Raw genomic sequence first — 18,524 nt, forward strand, 5'->3', positions numbered from 1 at the left:
GACGCACGTTTTTCTTGATGATGTTGATGAGCGTTTCGTTCGGCTCGCCGCGCACATACAGCTTGGTCGGCGGAATGCGAATGCCTTCCTGGAAGATCTCGGTCGAGTCCGCTGCGTTCGAACCCGGCACGCGGCCACCGACATCGCAATGGTGAGCGATCACCACCGAAAACCCTTGCAAACGCTTCTCATGAAAGATTGGCTTGAACATGAAGATATCCGGCAAGTGCATGCCGCCTTCATACGGATCGTTCAGGATGATGACGTCGCCGGGCTCGACCGTCGCCGCGTATTTTTCGATGATGACATCTACCGCATCGGGCACCGCGCCCAGATGCAGCGCCACCGTTTTTGCCTGCGCGAGAATGCGGCCTTTGGCGTCGCACATCGTGACGGAATAATCGAGCACGTCGCGGATGATCGGCGAACGGGCGGTGCGCATCACGGCGAAGGCCATGTCGTCCACAATGGTGTCGAGCGCGTTTTTGACAACCGCGAAAGTGATCGGGTCAACGTTACGTTGGGTCATGACTACTCCAGTGGAATCCGGTGAAATCAGTCGAGAGAGGCGATCACGCTGCCGACCTTGTCCGTGCTCACGCGCCAGCCCGGCGGAATCACGATGGTGGTGTCGGAGCTTTCGAGAATCACCGGTCCTGTGAGCGGCTTGTCGAGCTTCGCGCGCGGCACAATCGGCGTGTCGATCCAGCCGGTTTTGCGATCGAAATAGACGCGACGCGTGCTCTTTTCTGCGGTGCTTCCCGCTGATTTAGCGCTACGGATATCGTTGAAATCGAGCGTGCTGGTCGCCACACCGCGCGCGAGCAGACGCACGTTGGCGCATTCGATCGCATCGTTGGAGGCGTAACCGTAGATCGCGGCGTAGGCATCGCGGAAGCCTTGACGCAGTGTTTCGCGCAAGTCTTCGCTGAAGTGATCCGGAAGGCGCACGGGTATTTCGTAATCCTGTCCTTTGAAGCGCATGTCCAAATCGAATACATATTCGATGCGATCCGCCGAATAGCCTTCCTCAGCGAGTGCCTTGCGCGCGTCCTCGCGCATTTCCGCCACTACGCCCGCGAGCGCATCGATGTTCAACGTATCGAGCAGACTCAGCGACGGACGCACGAAATAGCGTTCGACGGCACCGGCCAGCATGCCCATTGCAGTGAACACACCGGGTGCGGCTGGGAACACCACGCGCTTCATATCGAGCGCGCGCGCCAGATCGCACGCATGCACCGGGCCAGAACCGCCGAACGCGACCAGCGTGAAATCGCGCGGATCGACGCCGCGTTCCACCGTCACGGCCTTGATGGTGCGCGCCATGTTCACGTTCACCACTTCGCGAATACCCACCGCCGTCTCTTCGATACCGATACCCAGCGGCTCGGCGAGCAGCGTATTCACAGCATCGCGAGCGGCCTGGATATTCAGCTCCATCGTGCCGCCTGCGAGCTTCTGCGGCAGGAAGCCGAGAATGGCGTTCGCATCGGTCACGGTCGGCTTTTCCCCGCCGATGCCATAGCACACCGGCCCCGGATACGCGCCCGCTGACACGGGACCGACGTTCAGCAGACCGCCCGCATCGGTCCAGGCAATCGAACCCGCGCCGCTGCCCACTTCGGCCACGTCGATAGTCGGCACGCGCATCATGTAGCCGCCCGCCTTGATAAAGCGGCTCGGCGTGGAAATGCCCGCGCGGAACTCGTATTCGTTGGTGCGCGCGAGTTGCCCGTCGTGAATCAGCGAAGCCGATGCCGTTGTGCCGCCCATATCGAATACGACAAGTTCTTTCTCGCTGATTGCATCGCCCAGACGGCCCGCGCCGACCACGCCCGCCGATCGCCCCGACGAGATAAAGAACACCGGCGTATCCTGCGCGATGCGCGCGCTCGACAAGCCGCCGTTCGAATTGCTTACCAGCAGCGGCGCATTGACACCGATGCGCTTTAATCCGGACTCCAAACGTTGCAGATACGTCCGCAGCGCGGGCAGCACGTAGGCATTCACCACGGTCGTGGACGTACGTTCGTATTCGCGCAATTCAGGCAGCACCGAAATCGACGCCGTCACGCTGATATCCGGAAACGCTTCCTGACAGGCTTCGAGCGCGGCCTTTTCATTCGCGCCGTTCTTGTACGAGTTGATAAAGCAGATCGCCACCGACTCGACGCCTTCGTTCTGGAAGAATTTGCCTGCTTCGATCACCTGATCAATCGGCGTGGCACGCAGCACGTCGCCCGACGCGAGCACGCGCTCGTCGATCTCCAGACGATAGCGGCGCTCGACCAGCGGCACCGGCTTGTCCCACGACAGATCGAACATGGTCGGTGTGCGCACCCGGCCGATTTCGAGCACATCGCGGAAGCCCTTCGTGGTGATCAGGCCGCATTTCGCGCCGACCTTTTGCAGCATGGTGTTCGAACCGACCGTGGTGCCGTGCAGCACCTCGGTCACATCGGACGTCTTCATGCCCGCCTGTTCGAGGATGCGCTGCACGCCCGTCAATACCGCCTCTTCGGGCGCTGCGGGCGTCGAAGAGACCTTGGTGAAGGTCACATATCCCTTGTCGTCGAGCAACACAAGGTCCGTGAAAGTGCCGCCGATGTCGACACCAATTCTCGCGCTTGCCATATTGATTCCCGATCGTTCGAGCCACCGGCGCCGTCAGGCCGTGTTGCTGGCTCGGTTCCAAGTTGAAGGTATGGAATGGATGATTCGCGACGACATTTGGCTGCGATTGTCGACACAGCCTCTACAGCGTTTTCGTCGCATTCAGTGCATCTCATCCATGCATCGCATTGTCGATCAAAAAACGACAATGTCAACGAGGAAAAAATAATTCGCCGCGCAACTCGCGCTTAAATCCTTATCCAGTATGGCTTTACGGTGCTAATGAGGGTAAACATGCATCAGGCTTTTCCCGTCCGATTTCTTGACATCCCGTCGTGACGATGTGAGCATTGTCGTCATTAGATCGACGATATTTATCTATCGGGAGGGAAATATGCCGGACAAGGAAACGGTTGTCGTCACGGGCGCGGCGAGCGGTATTGGCGAGGCGTGTGCGCTGCGCTTTGCGCGCGATGGATATTGCGTGGTGCTGGCGGATGTGAACGCGGCAGGCGGTGCGCGGATCGCCGACGAATTGCGCGATGAAAAGCTCGACGCGCATTTCCGGCAGGTCGATCTGTCGAGCGAAGAGAACGTGAGCGCGTTCGCGGCGGCGGTGATTGCGGAGCATGGCGCGCCGCACGCGCTTGTGAATGCGGGCGGCATTCTGCAAAACGCGGTGCGCGTGCTCGACATGGAGATCGCGGAATTCGACCGCTTGTTCCAGATCAATGTGCGCGGCACGCTGCTGGCATCGCGGGCATTCGGCGCGGCCATGTGCGAAGCGGGGCGCGGATCGATCATCAATCTTTGTTCGCTGACGACGTTCCGCTCGTCCGCGCAAGTGGCTTACACCGTCGGCAAGTCGGGGCTCAGGGGGCTGACGGAAAGCATGGCGGCGGAATGGGGACCGCGCGGCGTGCGCGTGAATGCGGTCGCGCCGGGCTATACGCTCACGCAGGCCATGCAGGCGCGCATCGACAGCGGGCAACGCGATCCGGATGCGGTGATCGAACGTTCGGCGCTGCGCCGCTTCGTGAAGCCCTCCGAAGTCGCGGACGCGATCAGCTTTCTCTGCTCGAACGATGCCGCCGCGATCACGGGCGTCACGCTGCCGATCGATTGCGGATGGCTCGTGACGACGGCATATCAGGCTTACGCCTCACAACCTCAGTAATCCAAATTAATGACAAGGACTGCAATGCCCATCATTCAAGTGCAAATGCTCGCTGGCAGAACGCTGGAGCAAAAATCCGAACTCGCCGAAGTATTGACGCGCGAGACTGCGCGCATCACCCGTTGTTCACAGGCGGATGTGCAGATCGTGTTCGATGAAAAAGCCCACGCGAGTTGGGCGGTGGGTGGCCGGCTGGTCTCGGGTCACGCGAGCGCGCAAGCCGAGCAAGGCTGAATCGCGGTAAAGAAAAACCCGGCGGCAAAGCGAGACTTTGCCGCCGGGTTTCGTCATGTCATGCGCGTTTGCTGGCCGGATAGTCGAGTGGCATTTGCGCGGTGAGATTGCGGTCGAGGAACTGCATGAAGCGGCCCTTGAACTGCACCGCGTGCTGATGCGCGGAGGCTTCGGCCCAGTCCGCATCGCCCGCTTCGATAGCGGCGACCATATCCGTGTGGTCGCTCGCCATTTCCTCGGGGCCCATGTTCGCGAGCGTCTGGAACTGGAAGTGAAGGTTGAGCATGCGCCGGCCTTCTTCGAGCAAGCGGCGGTAGATATCGGCGAAATAGACGTTCTTTGCAGCGCGCGCGACGGCCATATGGAACTCGTAGTTTTTCTCGATCATATCCAGGCTATTGCGCTTTCTGATGCTCGCCGCCGCCGCTTTCTCGTACACCTTGGCGGCCAGCCGGATAGTCTGAATATCCTCGTCCGTGCGATGCAATGCGGCGAGCCGCGTGGTCACGCGTTGCAGCAGATCCAGCGCATCGAGAAACTCCGGCACGCGGGCAAAGTCCATCGGCGCGACCACGTTGCCGCGATTCGGCAGAATATTGACCAGCCCTTCGGCCGACAAACGCACCAGCGCCTCACGCACCGGCGAGCGCGACACGCCGAAGCGTTCGGCCACGCCCTGCTCGTCGAGGTGCGTGCCCGGCGCGAGTTTCATCGTGAGGATTTCGTTGCGCAGAGTGACATAGACGCGCGCCGTGCCGGTTTCCTTGGCGCCTTGAATGTCTGCTACCGGTTCTTTTGCCATTTTGCTGTTCCGCTTTGTCTTTCGACTTGAGCCGAAAATTGTTCGGACCCTTGTCGACGTAATGCCGACAATTGTACTCTTGTTTGAGTGCGTAAAACTCGTTCGTGGAGCCGTCATGCGCTTTCGCTTTTTTGTTCTCGCGTTCATGTCCTTACTTTCGATGGCCGTCGGCGCGCAGAACACGTCGTCGCAAGTGGTCAAAATCGGGATCGCCGCGCCGCTCACGGGATTTTCCGCATCGAATGGAAAGGATGTCGAGAACGCGGCGCGGCTCGCGTTTGAAGAGGCGAACGCGCAAGGACTCGTGATTGGCGGCAAAAAGATCGTGTTCGATATCGACGCTCAGGACGACGCAGCCGATCCCAAAACCGCCGTGCTGATCGCACAACGCTTCGTCGATGAAGGCGTGAGCGGTGTGATCGGCCATTACAATTCGGGGTGTTCGGTGGCGGCGTCGGCGGTGTATCGGCGAGCGGGAATCGTGCAGATTTCGCCGACATCGAGTTCGCCTTCGTACACGGCGCAAGGTTTCGAGACCACGTTTCGCACCATCAGCAATGACGATCAAATGGCTTCGCTGGCGGCTAAATATTCGGTCGAAACGCTCGGCGCCAAGCGTATTGCCGTGATCGACGACAGCACGGATTACGGCACGAACCTCGTTACGGAATACGTCAAGCTCATTCAGAAACAAGGTGCGCAAATGGTCTCATGGCAATACACGACGCCCAGTTCGATCGACTTCCGCGCGCTGCTGACGACCATCAAAGGGCTGAATCCCGATCTGATTTTGTATGTCGGTCAGGATATCCAGGCGGCTGGTCTCGCCAAACGGATTCGGCAGTTGGGAATAAGGGCTAAATTCATGGGCGAAGGCGGATTCACCAACGAGCATTTCCTTCCGCTTGCGGGGCAAGGCGCGAAAGGTATGCTTAGCTGGGAGTACGGATTGCCGCGCGATCGCATGCCGCGTGCGGCCGAACTCGATGCCAAATTGAAGGCGCGCTTTGGCGTAGGCATCGTGCAATTTGCGCCGCTTGCATACGACGCCGCATGGGCGATGATCAACGCGATGAAAGCCGCTGAATCCACCGACCCGAATCAATATTTAGGTTCACTGAAGACTCGCTCATTCGACGGCGTCACCGGCCCGATTGCGTTCACGTCCACGGGCGATCTGCGCGATGCATCGGCTACACTTTATGAGGAAGCGAACGGCAAGTGGAACGTGCTCGCGGTCGAACGAACCGTTGGAAAATAGGCTCGTTTATGCGAAATGCATTCTTCAGCATGTCATGGCGCTTCTGATAATCCGCGCATCACCCGACTCCGAATTTTGCATGCGGCCATGCCGCCGGTGATGTCAAGAGCGCGTTGGACACGCGTTGATCATCGCGCTGGGGCAGACGCCGAACGCGCGGCGGAACGAGCGCGTGAAATACGAGAGGTCATTGAACCCGACTTCATAAGCGACCTCTTTCACCAGCGCATCCGATGAAACCAGCCGCTCGCGCGCCCGCGCCATGCGATAACGCAACAAATACTGGCCGAAGCTTGCCTGATGCTCTTTCCTGAAGGTCCGACAAAACTGCGATGCGCTCAGCCTGCATGCAGCGGCAACGTCGCTGAGCAGGATTCGGCCTGCGTAATGCTCGGCGATATATGAAACGGCGCGCGACGTGCGCAGCGCCTGCCGGTCCGATCCTTCTCGCATCTGCGTCATGATCGTCGCTCCCTCGTGCTGTCCATACGTTGAACCTTGAGCGCGTATGCCTCAACCCGCAGCTTGCAGGGCCGCGGTCCCTGCTTCAGCAGGTATCGATATCGTTTTCGCGCAAGACAGCAAGATCGTCATAACGCCTACATCGATACGAACACTATGCTTTCAAGGCACGCGCCCGCCCGCGCGATTCCTCAGAAGGAGAGTGAGATGGCTTATATGACCAAGCGCTTCGGATGGCTGCGCGATCTGCCCGATCATCGGGATCATCTTTATTCGGCGCCGCAGGCCGCGCTCGCCACCTTGCCGCCAAAAGTCGATCTGCGCAGCAAGTGCCCGCCCGTCTACGATCAGGGCGATCTCGGCAGTTGCACGGGTAATGGCATTGCCGGTGCTTTGCAATTCGAGCGCATGAAACAAGGGCTCAAACCGGATTTCGTGCCGTCGCGGCTATTCATCTACTACAACGAACGGGTGATCGAACACTCCGTCGCATCGGACAATGGCGCGATGATTCGTGACGGTATCAAGTCGGTATCCAAACAAGGTGATTGTCCGGAAACGAGCTGGCCCTATGATCTCAGCAAGTTTGCCGACAAACCCACCGCCAAGTGCTACAAGGAAGCGCTCAAATACAAGACCGTGCAATATCAGCGGCTCGTGCAGACGCTCAGTCAAATGAAAGGCTGTCTCGCGGATGGCTTCCCGTTCGTGTTCGGCTTCGTGGTCTACGACAGCTTCGACAGCCCCGCCGTCAAATCAAGCGGCAACGTGCCCTTGCCCACGATGTCCGAGTCTATCCTCGGCGGTCATTGCGTGCTCGCAGTCGGTTACGACGATGCCGCGCAGCATTTCATCTTCCGCAATTCATACGGTCCCGGCTGGGGCAAGAAGGGCTACGGCACGATTCCGTACGCCTATCTCACCGACACGCAACTTTCATCGGACTACTGGACGATTAGGCTGATCGCAGCATAAAAGGCGCTGTTACCAGGGGCGCACCACCAGCCGCAACGCGCCCTTGATGCCGGGCTTCCCGCCGCTATCGAACGGAATCGACACAGACGCCGTCTTGTTGTTCAGCAGGTCGATGGCCTGATTCTGCGTGTCGCCGTCGTTCCAGCCGAAGTCCGCGCGCCACGGGCCGAGCGGATCGGTATCGGGCGGCGGCGAGACGCGCACAATCGCGGTGCCGCTGAAGAGATCGGTGCCTTCAAAATGGCCGTCGGGCCAGAAGCGCTTTTCTATTTCGTAGTCCGGTACTTTTACGGCGAAGATCATCGCGTAAGACAGCGTTTGTGAGCTGACATCCACGCGCGATCGCTTCGACAAAAACACGCTCGACATATAGACGGTTTTCGCGCCTTGATCGTCGCCGGTGAGTTGCTGATGCGTGCGGATGGCCGGCGAATCCTCCACGGACTTGCGCCGTGTGAGAAACCATCGCTTGCCGCGCGGCGAGGCGCACATCTCGAACTGATACAGCGCCGTGACCTTGTCCGCATCTTTCTCAAGCTCGGCAGGCAGCGTGACCGATTCGACATCCACCCAGATATCCACGCGCACATCGCCGAACAGAAAGCGCACCAGATTCTGATACGCCTCCTCCGAATTGACGATGCCGTAATAGCCCGAGTGCGAGCGGAACGCATACGCCGTCGCCACCTGTGTGGGCGGCGCGTCGCCGGTGTCATCGACACCCCAGAGCGATGCGTTATCGATCCGCACCAACCCGTCGCTGCCATTACCGACGAAAGCGCGCACCACGCCCTGCGCCACTTCATAATCGCCGCGATTCGTGCCGACCATGCAGAAAATGTTGTCGGCAGAAATGGCGCTTTGCGGAATCAGATCGACGCGGTTATTGAACCTCGGCGAGATCGCGCCGAGATTCAGATACGTCGTCATCTGGTCACGATTGAAGGTGTACGCCTGCTCCGCCGTGAGCCACGAAGGCACGTTGATGCCGAGCACATCGATACCATTGTGCGGTGTCGCAAACGTGAAAAAGCGCTTGATGCCCTTGCGCATGGGAACGAAGTCCGGGTTCGCGCTTTGCAAAAACGCGCGCGCGACGAGACCGCCCATCGAATGCGCGACGAGGTGATAACCGAAGTCTTCCTCTTTCATCGGCTCGCTGCCATCTGCAGGCTGATGCTGAAGCACCAGTTCCTTCACGCGCTTGAGCAAATCGTTCAGGCCTGCTGCATAAACCGTGATGTTTCTGGATTTACCGTCGCCCAGCGCGTCCGATCCATCGTCGTAATAGCGGTAGATCACAATCGATGCAGGCGGCAAGCCGGGAATTTCGTTACCCTTATCATCCCGGCGCGGCCGCCAGTCCGGATCCATGATGTCGTAGCCATCCTGATACGCATGCTGATACTGATATTCCGACGCCAGCCGCACGATCGGCGACTCGAACACGAACTTGGCCGCACGCCGGTCCAACGCGTTGGTCGCGCGGTACAAGGTCGAACCGACGTTGAAGCCGCAGAACGGATCGGCGGCGGTTTCGTTTCGTTCGGACACCGTCATTGCATAACCGCGGATATAAACGATCGGGTAGCGCGTTGACATGACTTCTCCGTTGAACCACGAGTTGGACCGGACATCGGGGCAAGTGCGAGGAAGGCGTGCGAAATAAAGCTGAAAGTAATTTAGAAAGAAAGTGGCCGGGTTGCAAGGACAATCATCAGCGTTATGGGCTGATCACTCGAATATCGCGCGATATTCCGGCGACGCATCCGCACGCGTGTTGAGTTCGAACATCACGCCGCCCGGCGCGCGGCAGAAGAATCGCGATCCGCGTCCGTTGTTGAAGATGCCCGTTTCCATTTCCACGCCTTCTGCAACGAAGCGATCGTAAAGCGCCTGTACATCGTCGAATGTCGCGAGCTCGAAACCTGCGTGGAACGCGCGCGGATATTCCGGCACGGCGTCTCTGACATGATCGATCACGACATCGAAACCGGGACGTTTGAGAATGGCCGAGCCTTCCCGCGTGCTCGACACGGTGAAGCCGAGATAACGCTCGAAAAAGCCAGCGGTCGCGGGGACATCGGCGGAAGGAAAGCTGAGGTGATTGAGCTTCATGCTCTGGGTGATATCAGTCATCATCGTTCTCTTGAGAAGGGCGGCGCACCATGCGTTGCCCGATGACTGAAGAATATAAGCAAAAGCTCACATTCGACTACTCGCTTTAGATGCGCGGCGCGAAGCCCGCGCGGCGCGGCTTTCGGCGGCATGTTTTCGATACATCCACACGCGCCCTGCTCACATTCGGCGCTAATCGCTGGTGCGTGCGAGGTAGCCGAATACCGCTGCGCGCAGCCGCCGTTCGAGGTCTTCGATATCGTTTTCGCCGCGTTCGCCCGCTGCATCGACCATGCCGCGAATGATCGCGAGCACATCGTTGATCGCTACGTCCGGGCGCGGATGACGCGGCGCGGCGCGTGCCATCACATCGATAAACACGCCTTCGAGTTCCTTCTTCGATACGGCATCGCGCAGGCCCGGACGCGCTTCTTCGAGATCGAGCAGACGCGCAAGCATAGGCCGTTGCAATTGCTGACGTACGGCCGCGCCGATCAGATATTCGAGCGCCGCCTTGCCGCTGCGTTTGGAGAGCGCGATGGACGCATCGGCATGAAAACGCTGTGTTTCACGGTGAATCAGCGCGACTGTCAACGCGTCCTTGCCCGGAAAGTACTGATACAACGAGCCGATACTGACGCCCGCGCGACGCGCCACCGCGTTCGTATTGAAGCCTTCGAAACCATCCGCTTCGAGCACTTGCGCGGCAGCTTCGACGATGGATGCCACGGTGTCTTCCGCGCGCGACTGCTGCGGTGTCTTGCGTGGACGCGTGTGTTTGTGGCTCATAGGTTTTGATAACAGCGATCCAATTGAATAAAAGGGCTTGATTAACGATGTTTTATCAGAAGAAAGCTGGCGTGAGTCTTGCTGCATCGCAGCATCTCATTCTTCGATCAGAGGCCTTCATGCGAGCATCCAAGCCCGTTATGGCCCGTTTGAAACTAGGCGATCGCGAGATTATCGCGAGCTTCCATGCATCGTCCGGTCAGTTACGCATTACCGAGGGCGCGAAAATTTTGCAGGCGCTGCGCCCGCCTGACTCGTGGCTTGCGATGGCATCGATCAGTCAGGAGAGCGGCTGGGGCACGCGTCCGACGGTGGAAGATCTGAGCGCTTACTTACAAGGTTTCGTGTCTTCGCAGGCCGCTGCGTCGCGCGATGCGTGAATGATAATCCATTCGTTCGATATCCTGAATTACGCATACGCTGCTGAACAGATGGCAGTTGCATCGGCTGATTTTCTCGCTATAAAAGAAGTGTAGTGGTGCGGTGCAGAGGCGCACCGAACCACTTACTTCAGAGAGGATCGTCATGAAGCTGATCGTCTTGCTGTCACTGGCGCTTCTCGCCTCATTTGCGATTCACGCGCAAGCCGAACAAGGCGATGCAGAGGACCGCGCGCTGCTCGAACAATATGTCGCGCAACAGCGTGCGCCGGCTCCGGCTCCTACTCCAACGAAAGTTGCTACGACCAAGGAAGACAAAGCGCCGACGGCTGCATCGGCGCCCTGATTCAAGGCTTATTGACCTGGCTTCAATACCACGCGAAAGCGCGCCTTGCCGCTCATCATGCGGTCGTACGCTTCGGCCGCACGCGACAGCGGATACTCCTCGGTCATGGGCTTCACGCCCGATAAGGCGCTGAACGCGAGCGTTTCCTGCGAATCCGCTGCCGTGCCGGACGGCCATCCCTGCACCGAATTGCGGCCCATGATGAACTGCGTGATCGGCACTTCCACCGGCTCTTCGGAAATGCCGACCATGATCATCTTGCCGTTCAAACCCAGCCCGCCGATCGCCGCGCTCATCGCTTTGCCGCTGGTGGCCGTCGCCAGAATCACGCGCGCCCCGCCGAGTGCCTGAAGCGCTTCAGCCACATTCTGCGTTTCACTGTCGATGTAATGATGCGCGCCGAGTTCCTTCGCAAGCGGCGCCTTGTCCTGACCACGCGCGATCGCCACCGTCACAAAGCCCATCTTGCGCGCGAACTGCACGCCCAGATGACCCAATCCGCCGATGCCGAGAATCGCGGCGACATCGCCTGCGCGCGCGCCGCTGTTGCGCAACGCGTTGAAGGTGGTGATGCCCGCGCACAGCAACGGCGCGGCGTCGATATCGTTGAGATCGTCTGGCATGCGCGCCAGCGCTTCCTGCGGCGCGATCATGTAATCCGCGTAACCGCCGTCATAGCTGATGCCGGGTACGAGCGCGTGTTTGCACAACACGAAGTCACCGTGCCGGCAATGCTCGCAATGGCCGCAATGCCCGCCGTGCCAGCCCACACCGATACGTTGCCCCACTTCCCATCCTTCGACGCCCGCACCTGTCTTTTCGATCACGCCTGCTATTTCATGGCCCGGCACGCGCGGGAGTTGCAGGCCGGGCCAGAGGCCTTCTTTGGTGAGTGAATCGCTATGGCAGATTCCGCAGGCCTGTACTTTGATCAGCACATGACCATAGGAAGGTTCGGGAATATCGCGCTCTACCAGTTCGAGAGGACCGCCTGCTTTCGTTACCTGCACTGCGTGCATCGTCGGCATTGTTGGCTCCTTCAGGGGGATGGGCGCGTTTGGCGCGCGCGTCGCCCTCGATGGTATTACGATTTTTGCAGGGATTCAGGCAGCGTGCGCGGCTCTGATCTTATGAAAGCGAACCCTCACTGCGCCACCTTCCCCTGCTCCACCGGCCACCCGCGCATCATCACACCCACTTCCTCGGTCAGCCATTCCCTGAACTGGCCATACTCGTCGCGCGTCTTCGCATTGCGATGCGTGCATAGATAATGATGCCGGTCATGAAACACCAGCGCATCTTCCACCGGCCGCACCAGCTTCTTCTGCTCGACCTGCCGATGCACCAGATGATGCCACCCGAGCAACGTACCTTCACCCGCCTCGGCCTGCGCCACCAGCAAGCGGTAATCGTTACTCTCGAGATGTTCATGCTGATCGAGCCGGTCCGAGCCATCGCCCTGCTGATACCAGTTTTTCCACACACGCCAATCGACGTGTTCACACACTTGCGCGCGCCCGAGCAAGGAAAGGCTCAAGGTAGGATGCGCCAGCAAATCGAGCGGCTTGAGCGTGCGTCCATGAAAATGCCGCTCGTGAAACTGCACACTGCACACCGGATAAACGATGTCATGAAACAGCGGCTCGACTTCGTATTCCGCTTCGCGCGGCGGAATCTTGGTGATGATGACATCCGGCTCCATCAGTTCATCGAGTTCCATGAAGTTCTCCGTGACCATCACATGAAGGCGAATAGTCGGAAAACGCCTGCGAAACTCGGGCAATCTGAACGATAACCACAGCGCCGAAAACGTATGCGATATGCAGATGGTCAGCGCGTGACGATCGATCCTTCGCACCGCCTGCGCCGCTTCCGCGATATTCATGATCGACAGATACGACGCGTTGTACAGAATGCGCCCCGCATCCGTGAGCGCGATATGCCGCCCGGTGCGCTCGAACAGGGCAACTTCGAGCGTGTCTTCCAGTTCCTTAATCTGACGGCCCACCGCCGCCTGCGTGACGCACAGGACTTCGGCCGCCTGCGTGAAGCTCTCATAGCGCGCGGCCGTCACGAAGCACCGTAACGCGCGCAACGACGGCATCTGCGCGAGCAGCCGATCCGCGAACTGTTGTTTCTTCTGCATGTGAATGACCTTCGTGTCGCCTGGCTGATTGTCGTTGTTGTATCGGCACCGCCCGGTGGCGCCATGCACATGATAGCCCGACAAAATCGAACGAGCCACGACCTTCGCCGTGGCTCGTCTTTACCGCATGATACAAGGGCTTTTAGTCGAGTTTGAGCCAGGTGGTCTTCAACTCGCAGTATTGATCGTGCGCGTAGACAGACTTGTCTCTTCCGCCGAAACCCGACTGCTTGAAACCACCGAACGGCGTCGATAAATCGCCTTCGCCGAAGCAATTCACTGTGACCGTGCCCGCCCGAATGCGCGCCGCGATCTTGTGCGCGTGATTCACATTGTCCGTCCACAGCGACGCCGCGAGTCCGTAGCACGTGTCGTTGGCAATACGCACGGCTTCATCGATATCCGAGTATTCGATAAAGCAGACCACCGGCCCGAACACTTCGTCGCGCGCAATGCTCATCTCCGGCGTGACGTTATCGAAAATAGTTGGCTCTACGAACCAGCCACCGGTTTCTGTAAGCGTTGCGCGTCCGCCGCATGCCACGTGCGCGCCTTCGGACTTGGCCTGTTCGATATGACCCAGCACCTTCTGATAATGCTTTTCTTCGATCAGCGAACCGAGCTTCACATCGGGATCGAGCGGATCGCCGGTTCTCCAGCCTTCCAGCACGGCCTGCACTTTTTCCAGCAAGGCAGCCTTTTGGCTCGTATGCACCAGAATGCGCGAGCCTGCGCTGCAATTTTCGCCCATGTTCCAGAACGCGGCGGCAACCGCCTGTTCCGCGACGGCATCGAGATTGGCGACATCGGGCAAGACGACTTGCGGGTTTTTGCCACCGCACTCGAGCACCACTCGCTTGAGGTTCGTATCGGCGGAATAGCGCAGGAAGCGCTTGCCCGTTTCCGTGGAACCCGTGAACGCAACGAGATCGATATCCGCGTGCACACCGATAGCGTGGCCTGCGCTTTCGCCGAAACCCGTCACCACGCTGAATACGCCTGCGGGGATGCCCGCTTCCGCCGCCAGTTCTGCGATACGCAGCGTGGACAAGGAAGTCTGCTCCGCAGGCTTGACGATCACGCTATTGCCCACCGACAGCGCCGGGCCGATCTTCCATGCGAGCATCAACGCCGGGAAATTCCACGGCAAAACCGCGCCGACCACGCCGATCGGCTCGCGCGTAATCATGCTCACCACGCTCGCGCCAGAAGGCGACAGCGCGTCGTAACGCTTGTCCGTTACTTCGGCGTGCCAACGAATACATGATGCTGATTCGGGAATATCCAACCCGAGACATTCGCTGATCGGCTTGCCTGCTTCCAGCGCTTCGAGCAGCGCGAGTTCCTCGGCGTTGTCATCGATCAATTGCGCGAGACGCAGCAAGGTTGCCTTTCGTTGCGCGGGCGCGGCCTTCGACCACACGCCCGATTCGAACGCATTGCGCGCGGCGACCACGGCACGGTCAATATCCTTCGCATCGCATTTGGCAATCTCGGCAAGCACCTTTCCCGTCGAAGGATTCAGCGTATCGAAAGTTTCGTTCGATGCCGCCGCGCACCGCTTGCCATCGATAAACGCGCGCCCGTCGAGCGACAGGCTTTCTGCTCGTTGCTTCCATTCCTGATGCGTCGTCATGTCGTGTCCTCGAAAATTAAAGTTCGGCGCCCGCCGAGAATTCCTTCATCCAAATTGCCGCCGATACCGCGACGTCCGCGATCGGCCGCATCGGCAACGAACGCGGATGCGGCTGTTGCAGCAACTGATCGATCAACGCGTTCTTTTGCCCGAGCGCATATTCGGCGATCAACTTGCCTGCCGACGATCCGCGACTCAGACCCAGACCGTTGCATCCGACTGCTTCAAACACGCCCTCTTCGCGCTGGCCGAACAACGCACCGTTATTCGCCGACAGACACAGCGCGCCGCCCCACGTGTACTGCAATTCCACGTCCTTCAGCATCGGGAAACGCCGGTCGAAAGAACGTTGATGCAGTTGCTTCGACTTCGCCAGATCACTGTCCGATACCGACAGATTCGGCCTGAACGCGAAGTGATTGCGTACGCAGATGCGATTGGTCGCCAGACGCCGCACCGTGGTGCCCATCGGATCGGCGGGAATCAGCGACCATGAGTTCTGGCCACCGAGCGCGCGTATTTCATCGTCATTCATGACACGCGACATCGAGGCGAACGTGTACACCGGCAGCAAGCCGTTCGGATGTCCACCGAACGTGGCCGCATAGGCGTTGGTGCACAGCACGACACGCTTCGCTTCAATCGATCCGTTAACAAAGCGAAGCGTTTTTGTCTGTCCACGCGTTTCCATGCCTTTAACAGCGCTCATTTCGAACACTTTCACGTTTGCGGGCTGCGTGGCCGCAAGACCGCGCATCAGCGCGGCAGGCTGAACCGTGCTGCATCCCGGCGTGAACAACGCGCTCTTGTAGAAGCCCGTGCCCGTCACTTTCGCAATCGCGCTTTCATCGAGCCACGTACAGGCTTCGTCGATCCGATCCAGCCCTTCGGCAAAGTGCGTCAGCGCCGCGTGGCCCTTCTTGTTCACCGACGCGTGAAACTTGCCGTCATCGCGCCAGTCGCATTCGATGCCATGCTGCTTCACCGTCGCGCGCACATAGTCGATGCCGTGGCGTTGCAGACGCACATCCGCCTTGTCGGCCTCGACGCTGCGCGAATAGCTTTCACTGCTGATGTCGTGCGGCAGATCGACGAAGAAGCCCGAATTGCGTCCCGCCGTCGATCGGCCGACCCGATCGGCCTCCACCAAAGCCACCGACGCATCCGGCGCAAGTTCCGCCAGCCGCCGCGCCGCGCACAACCCCGTTATGCCGCCACCGACGACGACATAATCGAAGCGATGCACGCCCGTCACACTGACAGCAGGCGATGCGGGCGGCAGGCTTTCCCACCAGCCGTTCACGCCATCAGGCGCGGGAAAGCGCACGAAGTCCAGTTTCGAGGCCATGCACGTTTTATTATTTAGTTAGCGTTGCGAATCAAAGGCTGAATGATCTTGGCAAAAACGGTACGTTCCGCTTCATCAAGCCCGCCGAGCGGTGCGCGCGCCTGACCGACACGCGTGCCTGCGAGTTCGCAGCCGTATCGAACGTATTGAATGAACTTGCCGCTACGTTCCAGCAGTTCGAGCACGGGCAGCAATTGCGTCATCAGCTTGCGGCCTTGCGTGAAATCACCCTTCAGGCAAGCGTTCAACAGATCGACGTGCGCTTCCGGCAAGAAGTTCGATGCACCCGCGACCCAGCTTTTCACGCCCCACGCGAAGAATTCGAGCGCCTGATCGTCCATGCCGCAACTGAGCACGAAACGCTCCGGCAAATGCGTCGCCAGATGATGCAGATGGGCGATATCGCCCGTGCTTTCTTTCATCGCCTGGAAGTTGGGGCGCTCGAGCAAGGCTTCGAGCACTTCATCGCCAATCGCGGTGCCGGTGCGTGCGGGGAAGTTGTACAGCATGATCGGCATGTCGAGCGCATCGTCCACTTTCTTCAGATGCGTCAGCAACTCTTCCTGCGTCGGCTGCACGTAGTAGGGCGCGGCGATCAGCAACGCATCAAGACCCGCGCGCTTGGCTTCATGCCCTAAACGCAGCACTTCGGCCGTGGTCGTCGCGTTGATGCCGGCGGTGAGATAGGTCTTGCCGCCCGCTGCCTGCGCCACCGTATCGAATGTTTTCACGCGCTCGTCGAAACTCAGCGCGTAGTATTCGCCCGTTGTGCCGCCTACGCCCAGACCTGAGACACGTCCCGCGAGATTCGCGGCGTGCTTGCCGAGCAAATCGTGATCAATTTCGCCGTCGGCCTTGAACGGGGTGACCAGCGGGGTATGTACGCCTTCGAAGCTCATATCAATTCTCTCTGTGTTGTATCGATGCGCGGCGCGGCTCAGGCCAACGCTTCGGCATGCGAATAAATCGGGAACTGGTTGCACAACTCGCGCACTCGCGCGCGCACGGTGCGTTCGACCTGCTCGTCGCCCGCAGGCTCTTTTTCGAGCGCGGACAGGACTTCCAGAATCATCTCGCCCACTTGTTCGAACTGCGCAATACCGAAGCCGCGCGTGGTGCCCGCAGGCGTGCCCAGACGAATGCCGGAGGTGACCATCGGGTTTTCCGTATCGAACGGAATGCCGTTTTTGTTGCACGTGATACCCGCGCGTTCCAGCGCCTTCTCCGCTTGCGTGCCGGTAAGATGCTTGCCGCGCAAATCGACCAGCAACAGATGGTTGTCCGTGCCGCCCGTGACGAGGCTCAGACCGCCCGCTTGCAATACGCGGCCCAGCGCCTGCGCGTTCTCCAGTACACGTTCAATATACGCCGTAAATTCAGGCCTCAACGCTTCACCGAAGGCCACTGCCTTGCCTGCGATCACGTGCATGAGCGGTCCGCCTTGCAAGCCGGGAAACACCGCCGAATTGATCTTCTTGGCAATATCGCCGTTATTGGTGAGGATAAATCCGCCGCGCGGACCGCGCAGGGTTTTGTGCGTGGTCGAGGTCACCACGTCAGCAAACGGCACCGGATTCTGATGCCTTCCTGCCGCGACGATACCCGCGATATGCGCCATATCCACCATCAACAACGCGCCGACGCTGTCCGCGATCTCACGGAACTTCGCGAAATCGAGCGCACGCGGATACGCGGAATAACCCGCAATAATCAGCTTCGGACGATGCGCTTCGGCGAGCTTTTGCACTTGCTCATAGTCGATGCGCAAGGTGTCCGGACGCACGCCATACTGCACGGCGTTGAACCACTTGCCCGACAGCGCGGGACGCGCACCGTGCGTGAGATGACCGCCTGCATCGAGCGACATGCCCATCACCGTATCGCCGGGTTTAGCGAGTGCGAGCATGACCGCGCCGTTCGCCTGTGCGCCCGAATGCGGCTGCACATTGGCGAATTCCGCTTCGAACAAGGCACGAACGCGATCGATCGCCAGGGCTTCGATACGGTCCACATGTTCGCAGCCGCCGTAATAACGCTTCGACGGATAGCCTTCCGCATACTTGTTGGTCAGCACGGTGCCCTGCGCTTCCATCACGGCCGACGAAACAATGTTCTCTGACGCGATCAGCTCGATTTGCGTTTGCTGACGGCGCAGTTCCAGCGAAATCTCCGCCGCGATGACGGGATCATGACTCTGCAGGCTTTCGGAAAAAAAACGCGCGTTTTCGTTCACG

19 protein-coding genes are annotated in these 18,524 nt (G+C 59.4%); 6 read left to right on the forward strand and 13 right to left on the reverse strand.

All coding sequences use genetic code 11. The features are described from left to right. The coding region (locus tag P7F28_RS02545; RefSeq protein ID WP_277182869.1) for a hydantoinase B/oxoprolinase family protein at positions 1-529 on the reverse strand (529 nt) is incomplete at its 3' end. Between the two features lie 26 nt (positions 530-555). Beyond that, positions 556-2,637, reverse strand: coding sequence for a hydantoinase/oxoprolinase family protein (locus P7F28_RS02550; RefSeq protein ID WP_277182870.1), 2,082 nt, complete (start codon positions 2,635-2,637; stop codon positions 556-558). 373 nt (positions 2,638-3,010) lie between these two features. On the opposite strand from P7F28_RS02550, the gene P7F28_RS02555 reads away from it, so the two are divergent. Together P7F28_RS02555 and P7F28_RS02560 are read left to right on the forward strand one after the other, a co-directional pair. Beyond that, entirely contained in the window at positions 3,011-3,793 is a 783-nt protein-coding gene (locus P7F28_RS02555; protein WP_277182871.1) for an SDR family NAD(P)-dependent oxidoreductase, read from the forward strand. A 24-nt stretch (positions 3,794-3,817) separates the two neighbouring features. Then, on the forward strand, positions 3,818-4,027 hold the full coding sequence (locus P7F28_RS02560) for a tautomerase family protein (RefSeq protein WP_277182872.1): 210 nt from the start codon (positions 3,818-3,820) through the stop codon (positions 4,025-4,027). A gap of 58 nt (positions 4,028-4,085) precedes the next feature. Here the strand turns inward: P7F28_RS02560 and P7F28_RS02565 are convergent, their stop codons facing one another. Beyond that, the gene (locus P7F28_RS02565) at positions 4,086-4,829 is read right to left on the reverse strand and encodes a GntR family transcriptional regulator (protein WP_277182873.1); all 744 of its coding nucleotides are present in this window, start codon (positions 4,827-4,829) and stop codon (positions 4,086-4,088) included. A 115-nt stretch (positions 4,830-4,944) separates the two neighbouring features. Here P7F28_RS02565 and P7F28_RS02570 point away from each other — a divergent pair, with 115 nt between their 5' ends. After that, on the forward strand, positions 4,945-6,090 hold the full coding sequence (locus P7F28_RS02570) for a branched-chain amino acid ABC transporter substrate-binding protein (protein ID WP_277182874.1): 1,146 nt from the start codon (positions 4,945-4,947) through the stop codon (positions 6,088-6,090). 102 nt (positions 6,091-6,192) lie between these two features. Here the strand turns inward: P7F28_RS02570 and P7F28_RS02575 are convergent, their stop codons facing one another. After that, the gene (locus P7F28_RS02575) at positions 6,193-6,552 is read right to left on the reverse strand and encodes a helix-turn-helix transcriptional regulator (protein ID WP_277182875.1); all 360 of its coding nucleotides are present in this window, start codon (positions 6,550-6,552) and stop codon (positions 6,193-6,195) included. A gap of 207 nt (positions 6,553-6,759) precedes the next feature. Here P7F28_RS02575 and P7F28_RS02580 point away from each other — a divergent pair, with 207 nt between their 5' ends. After that, the gene (locus tag P7F28_RS02580; RefSeq protein ID WP_277182876.1) at positions 6,760-7,527 is read left to right on the forward strand and encodes a C1 family peptidase; all 768 of its coding nucleotides are present in this window, start codon (positions 6,760-6,762) and stop codon (positions 7,525-7,527) included. A gap of 9 nt (positions 7,528-7,536) precedes the next feature. Here the strand turns inward: P7F28_RS02580 and P7F28_RS02585 are convergent, their stop codons facing one another. The 3 genes from P7F28_RS02585 to P7F28_RS02595 form a co-directional block, all read right to left on the reverse strand. Continuing rightward, a complete protein-coding gene (locus P7F28_RS02585) occupies positions 7,537-9,129 on the reverse strand; it encodes a triacylglycerol lipase (protein ID WP_277182877.1) in 1,593 nt (530 codons plus the stop codon). 132 nt (positions 9,130-9,261) lie between these two features. After that, the gene (locus P7F28_RS02590) at positions 9,262-9,666 is read right to left on the reverse strand and encodes a VOC family protein (protein WP_277182878.1); all 405 of its coding nucleotides are present in this window, start codon (positions 9,664-9,666) and stop codon (positions 9,262-9,264) included. A gap of 171 nt (positions 9,667-9,837) precedes the next feature. Beyond that, the gene (locus P7F28_RS02595; RefSeq protein WP_277182879.1) at positions 9,838-10,434 is read right to left on the reverse strand and encodes a TetR/AcrR family transcriptional regulator; all 597 of its coding nucleotides are present in this window, start codon (positions 10,432-10,434) and stop codon (positions 9,838-9,840) included. Positions 10,435-10,553: 119 nt separating this feature from the next. Here P7F28_RS02595 and P7F28_RS02600 point away from each other — a divergent pair, with 119 nt between their 5' ends. After that, positions 10,554-10,814 carry a hypothetical protein gene (locus P7F28_RS02600; protein ID WP_277182880.1) on the forward strand — a complete coding sequence of 87 codons (261 nt, stop codon included), beginning with the start codon at positions 10,554-10,556 and terminating at the stop codon, positions 10,812-10,814. A 145-nt stretch (positions 10,815-10,959) separates the two neighbouring features. Next, a complete protein-coding gene (locus P7F28_RS02605; protein WP_277182881.1) occupies positions 10,960-11,160 on the forward strand; it encodes a hypothetical protein in 201 nt (66 codons plus the stop codon). Between the two features lie 8 nt (positions 11,161-11,168). Here P7F28_RS02605 and P7F28_RS02610 read toward each other — a convergent pair whose 3' ends face one another. The 6 genes from P7F28_RS02610 to glyA form a co-directional block, all read right to left on the reverse strand. Then, positions 11,169-12,188 (reverse strand): alcohol dehydrogenase, encoded by a 1,020-nt coding sequence (locus tag P7F28_RS02610; protein WP_277182882.1) that lies wholly within the window; start codon positions 12,186-12,188, stop codon positions 11,169-11,171. A gap of 116 nt (positions 12,189-12,304) precedes the next feature. Further along, positions 12,305-13,306, reverse strand: coding sequence for a LysR family transcriptional regulator (locus P7F28_RS02615; RefSeq protein WP_277182907.1), 1,002 nt, complete (start codon positions 13,304-13,306; stop codon positions 12,305-12,307). A 142-nt stretch (positions 13,307-13,448) separates the two neighbouring features. After that, positions 13,449-14,942: an aldehyde dehydrogenase gene (locus P7F28_RS02620; protein ID WP_277182883.1), complete on the reverse strand. Its 1,494-nt coding sequence runs from the start codon at positions 14,940-14,942 to the stop codon at positions 13,449-13,451. A gap of 16 nt (positions 14,943-14,958) precedes the next feature. Further along, positions 14,959-16,290: an FAD-binding oxidoreductase gene (locus P7F28_RS02625; RefSeq protein ID WP_277182884.1), complete on the reverse strand. Its 1,332-nt coding sequence runs from the start codon at positions 16,288-16,290 to the stop codon at positions 14,959-14,961. A 14-nt stretch (positions 16,291-16,304) separates the two neighbouring features. Next, complete coding sequence (locus P7F28_RS02630) at positions 16,305-17,189, reverse strand: dihydrodipicolinate synthase family protein (RefSeq protein ID WP_277182885.1); 885 nt, start codon at positions 17,187-17,189, stop codon at positions 16,305-16,307. Positions 17,190-17,227: 38 nt separating this feature from the next. Beyond that, positions 17,228-18,523: a serine hydroxymethyltransferase gene (gene glyA, locus P7F28_RS02635; RefSeq protein ID WP_370467219.1), complete on the reverse strand. Its 1,296-nt coding sequence runs from the start codon at positions 18,521-18,523 to the stop codon at positions 17,228-17,230. Position 18,524 lies beyond the last annotated feature (1 nt).

Source organism: Caballeronia sp. BR00000012568055, assembly GCF_029439455.1.
In the GTDB taxonomy this organism is placed as follows: Bacteria; Pseudomonadota; Gammaproteobacteria; order Burkholderiales; family Burkholderiaceae; genus Caballeronia.

Bases quoted from the DNA above. Each gene is read 5' to 3' on its own strand.
- P7F28_RS02550 (WP_277182870.1), bottom strand. From the start codon at position 2,637: ATGGCAAGCGCGAGAATTGGTGTCGACATCGGCGGCACTTTCACGGAC.
- P7F28_RS02555 (WP_277182871.1), top strand. From the start codon at position 3,011: ATGCCGGACAAGGAAACGGTTGTCGTCACGGGCGCGGCGAGCGGTATT.
- P7F28_RS02560 (WP_277182872.1), top strand. From the start codon at position 3,818: ATGCCCATCATTCAAGTGCAAATGCTCGCTGGCAGAACGCTGGAGCAA.
- P7F28_RS02565 (WP_277182873.1), bottom strand. From the start codon at position 4,829: ATGGCAAAAGAACCGGTAGCAGACATTCAAGGCGCCAAGGAAACCGGC.
- P7F28_RS02570 (WP_277182874.1), top strand. From the start codon at position 4,945: ATGCGCTTTCGCTTTTTTGTTCTCGCGTTCATGTCCTTACTTTCGATG.
- P7F28_RS02575 (WP_277182875.1), bottom strand. From the start codon at position 6,552: ATGACGCAGATGCGAGAAGGATCGGACCGGCAGGCGCTGCGCACGTCG.
- P7F28_RS02580 (WP_277182876.1), top strand. From the start codon at position 6,760: ATGGCTTATATGACCAAGCGCTTCGGATGGCTGCGCGATCTGCCCGAT.
- P7F28_RS02585 (WP_277182877.1), bottom strand. From the start codon at position 9,129: ATGTCAACGCGCTACCCGATCGTTTATATCCGCGGTTATGCAATGACG.
- P7F28_RS02590 (WP_277182878.1), bottom strand. From the start codon at position 9,666: ATGACTGATATCACCCAGAGCATGAAGCTCAATCACCTCAGCTTTCCT.
- P7F28_RS02595 (WP_277182879.1), bottom strand. From the start codon at position 10,434: ATGAGCCACAAACACACGCGTCCACGCAAGACACCGCAGCAGTCGCGC.
- P7F28_RS02600 (WP_277182880.1), top strand. From the start codon at position 10,554: ATGCGAGCATCCAAGCCCGTTATGGCCCGTTTGAAACTAGGCGATCGC.
- P7F28_RS02605 (WP_277182881.1), top strand. From the start codon at position 10,960: ATGAAGCTGATCGTCTTGCTGTCACTGGCGCTTCTCGCCTCATTTGCG.
- P7F28_RS02610 (WP_277182882.1), bottom strand. From the start codon at position 12,188: ATGCCGACGATGCACGCAGTGCAGGTAACGAAAGCAGGCGGTCCTCTC.
- P7F28_RS02615 (WP_277182907.1), bottom strand. From the start codon at position 13,306: ATGCAGAAGAAACAACAGTTCGCGGATCGGCTGCTCGCGCAGATGCCG.
- P7F28_RS02620 (WP_277182883.1), bottom strand. From the start codon at position 14,942: ATGACGACGCATCAGGAATGGAAGCAACGAGCAGAAAGCCTGTCGCTC.
- P7F28_RS02625 (WP_277182884.1), bottom strand. From the start codon at position 16,290: ATGGCCTCGAAACTGGACTTCGTGCGCTTTCCCGCGCCTGATGGCGTG.
- P7F28_RS02630 (WP_277182885.1), bottom strand. From the start codon at position 17,189: ATGAGCTTCGAAGGCGTACATACCCCGCTGGTCACCCCGTTCAAGGCC.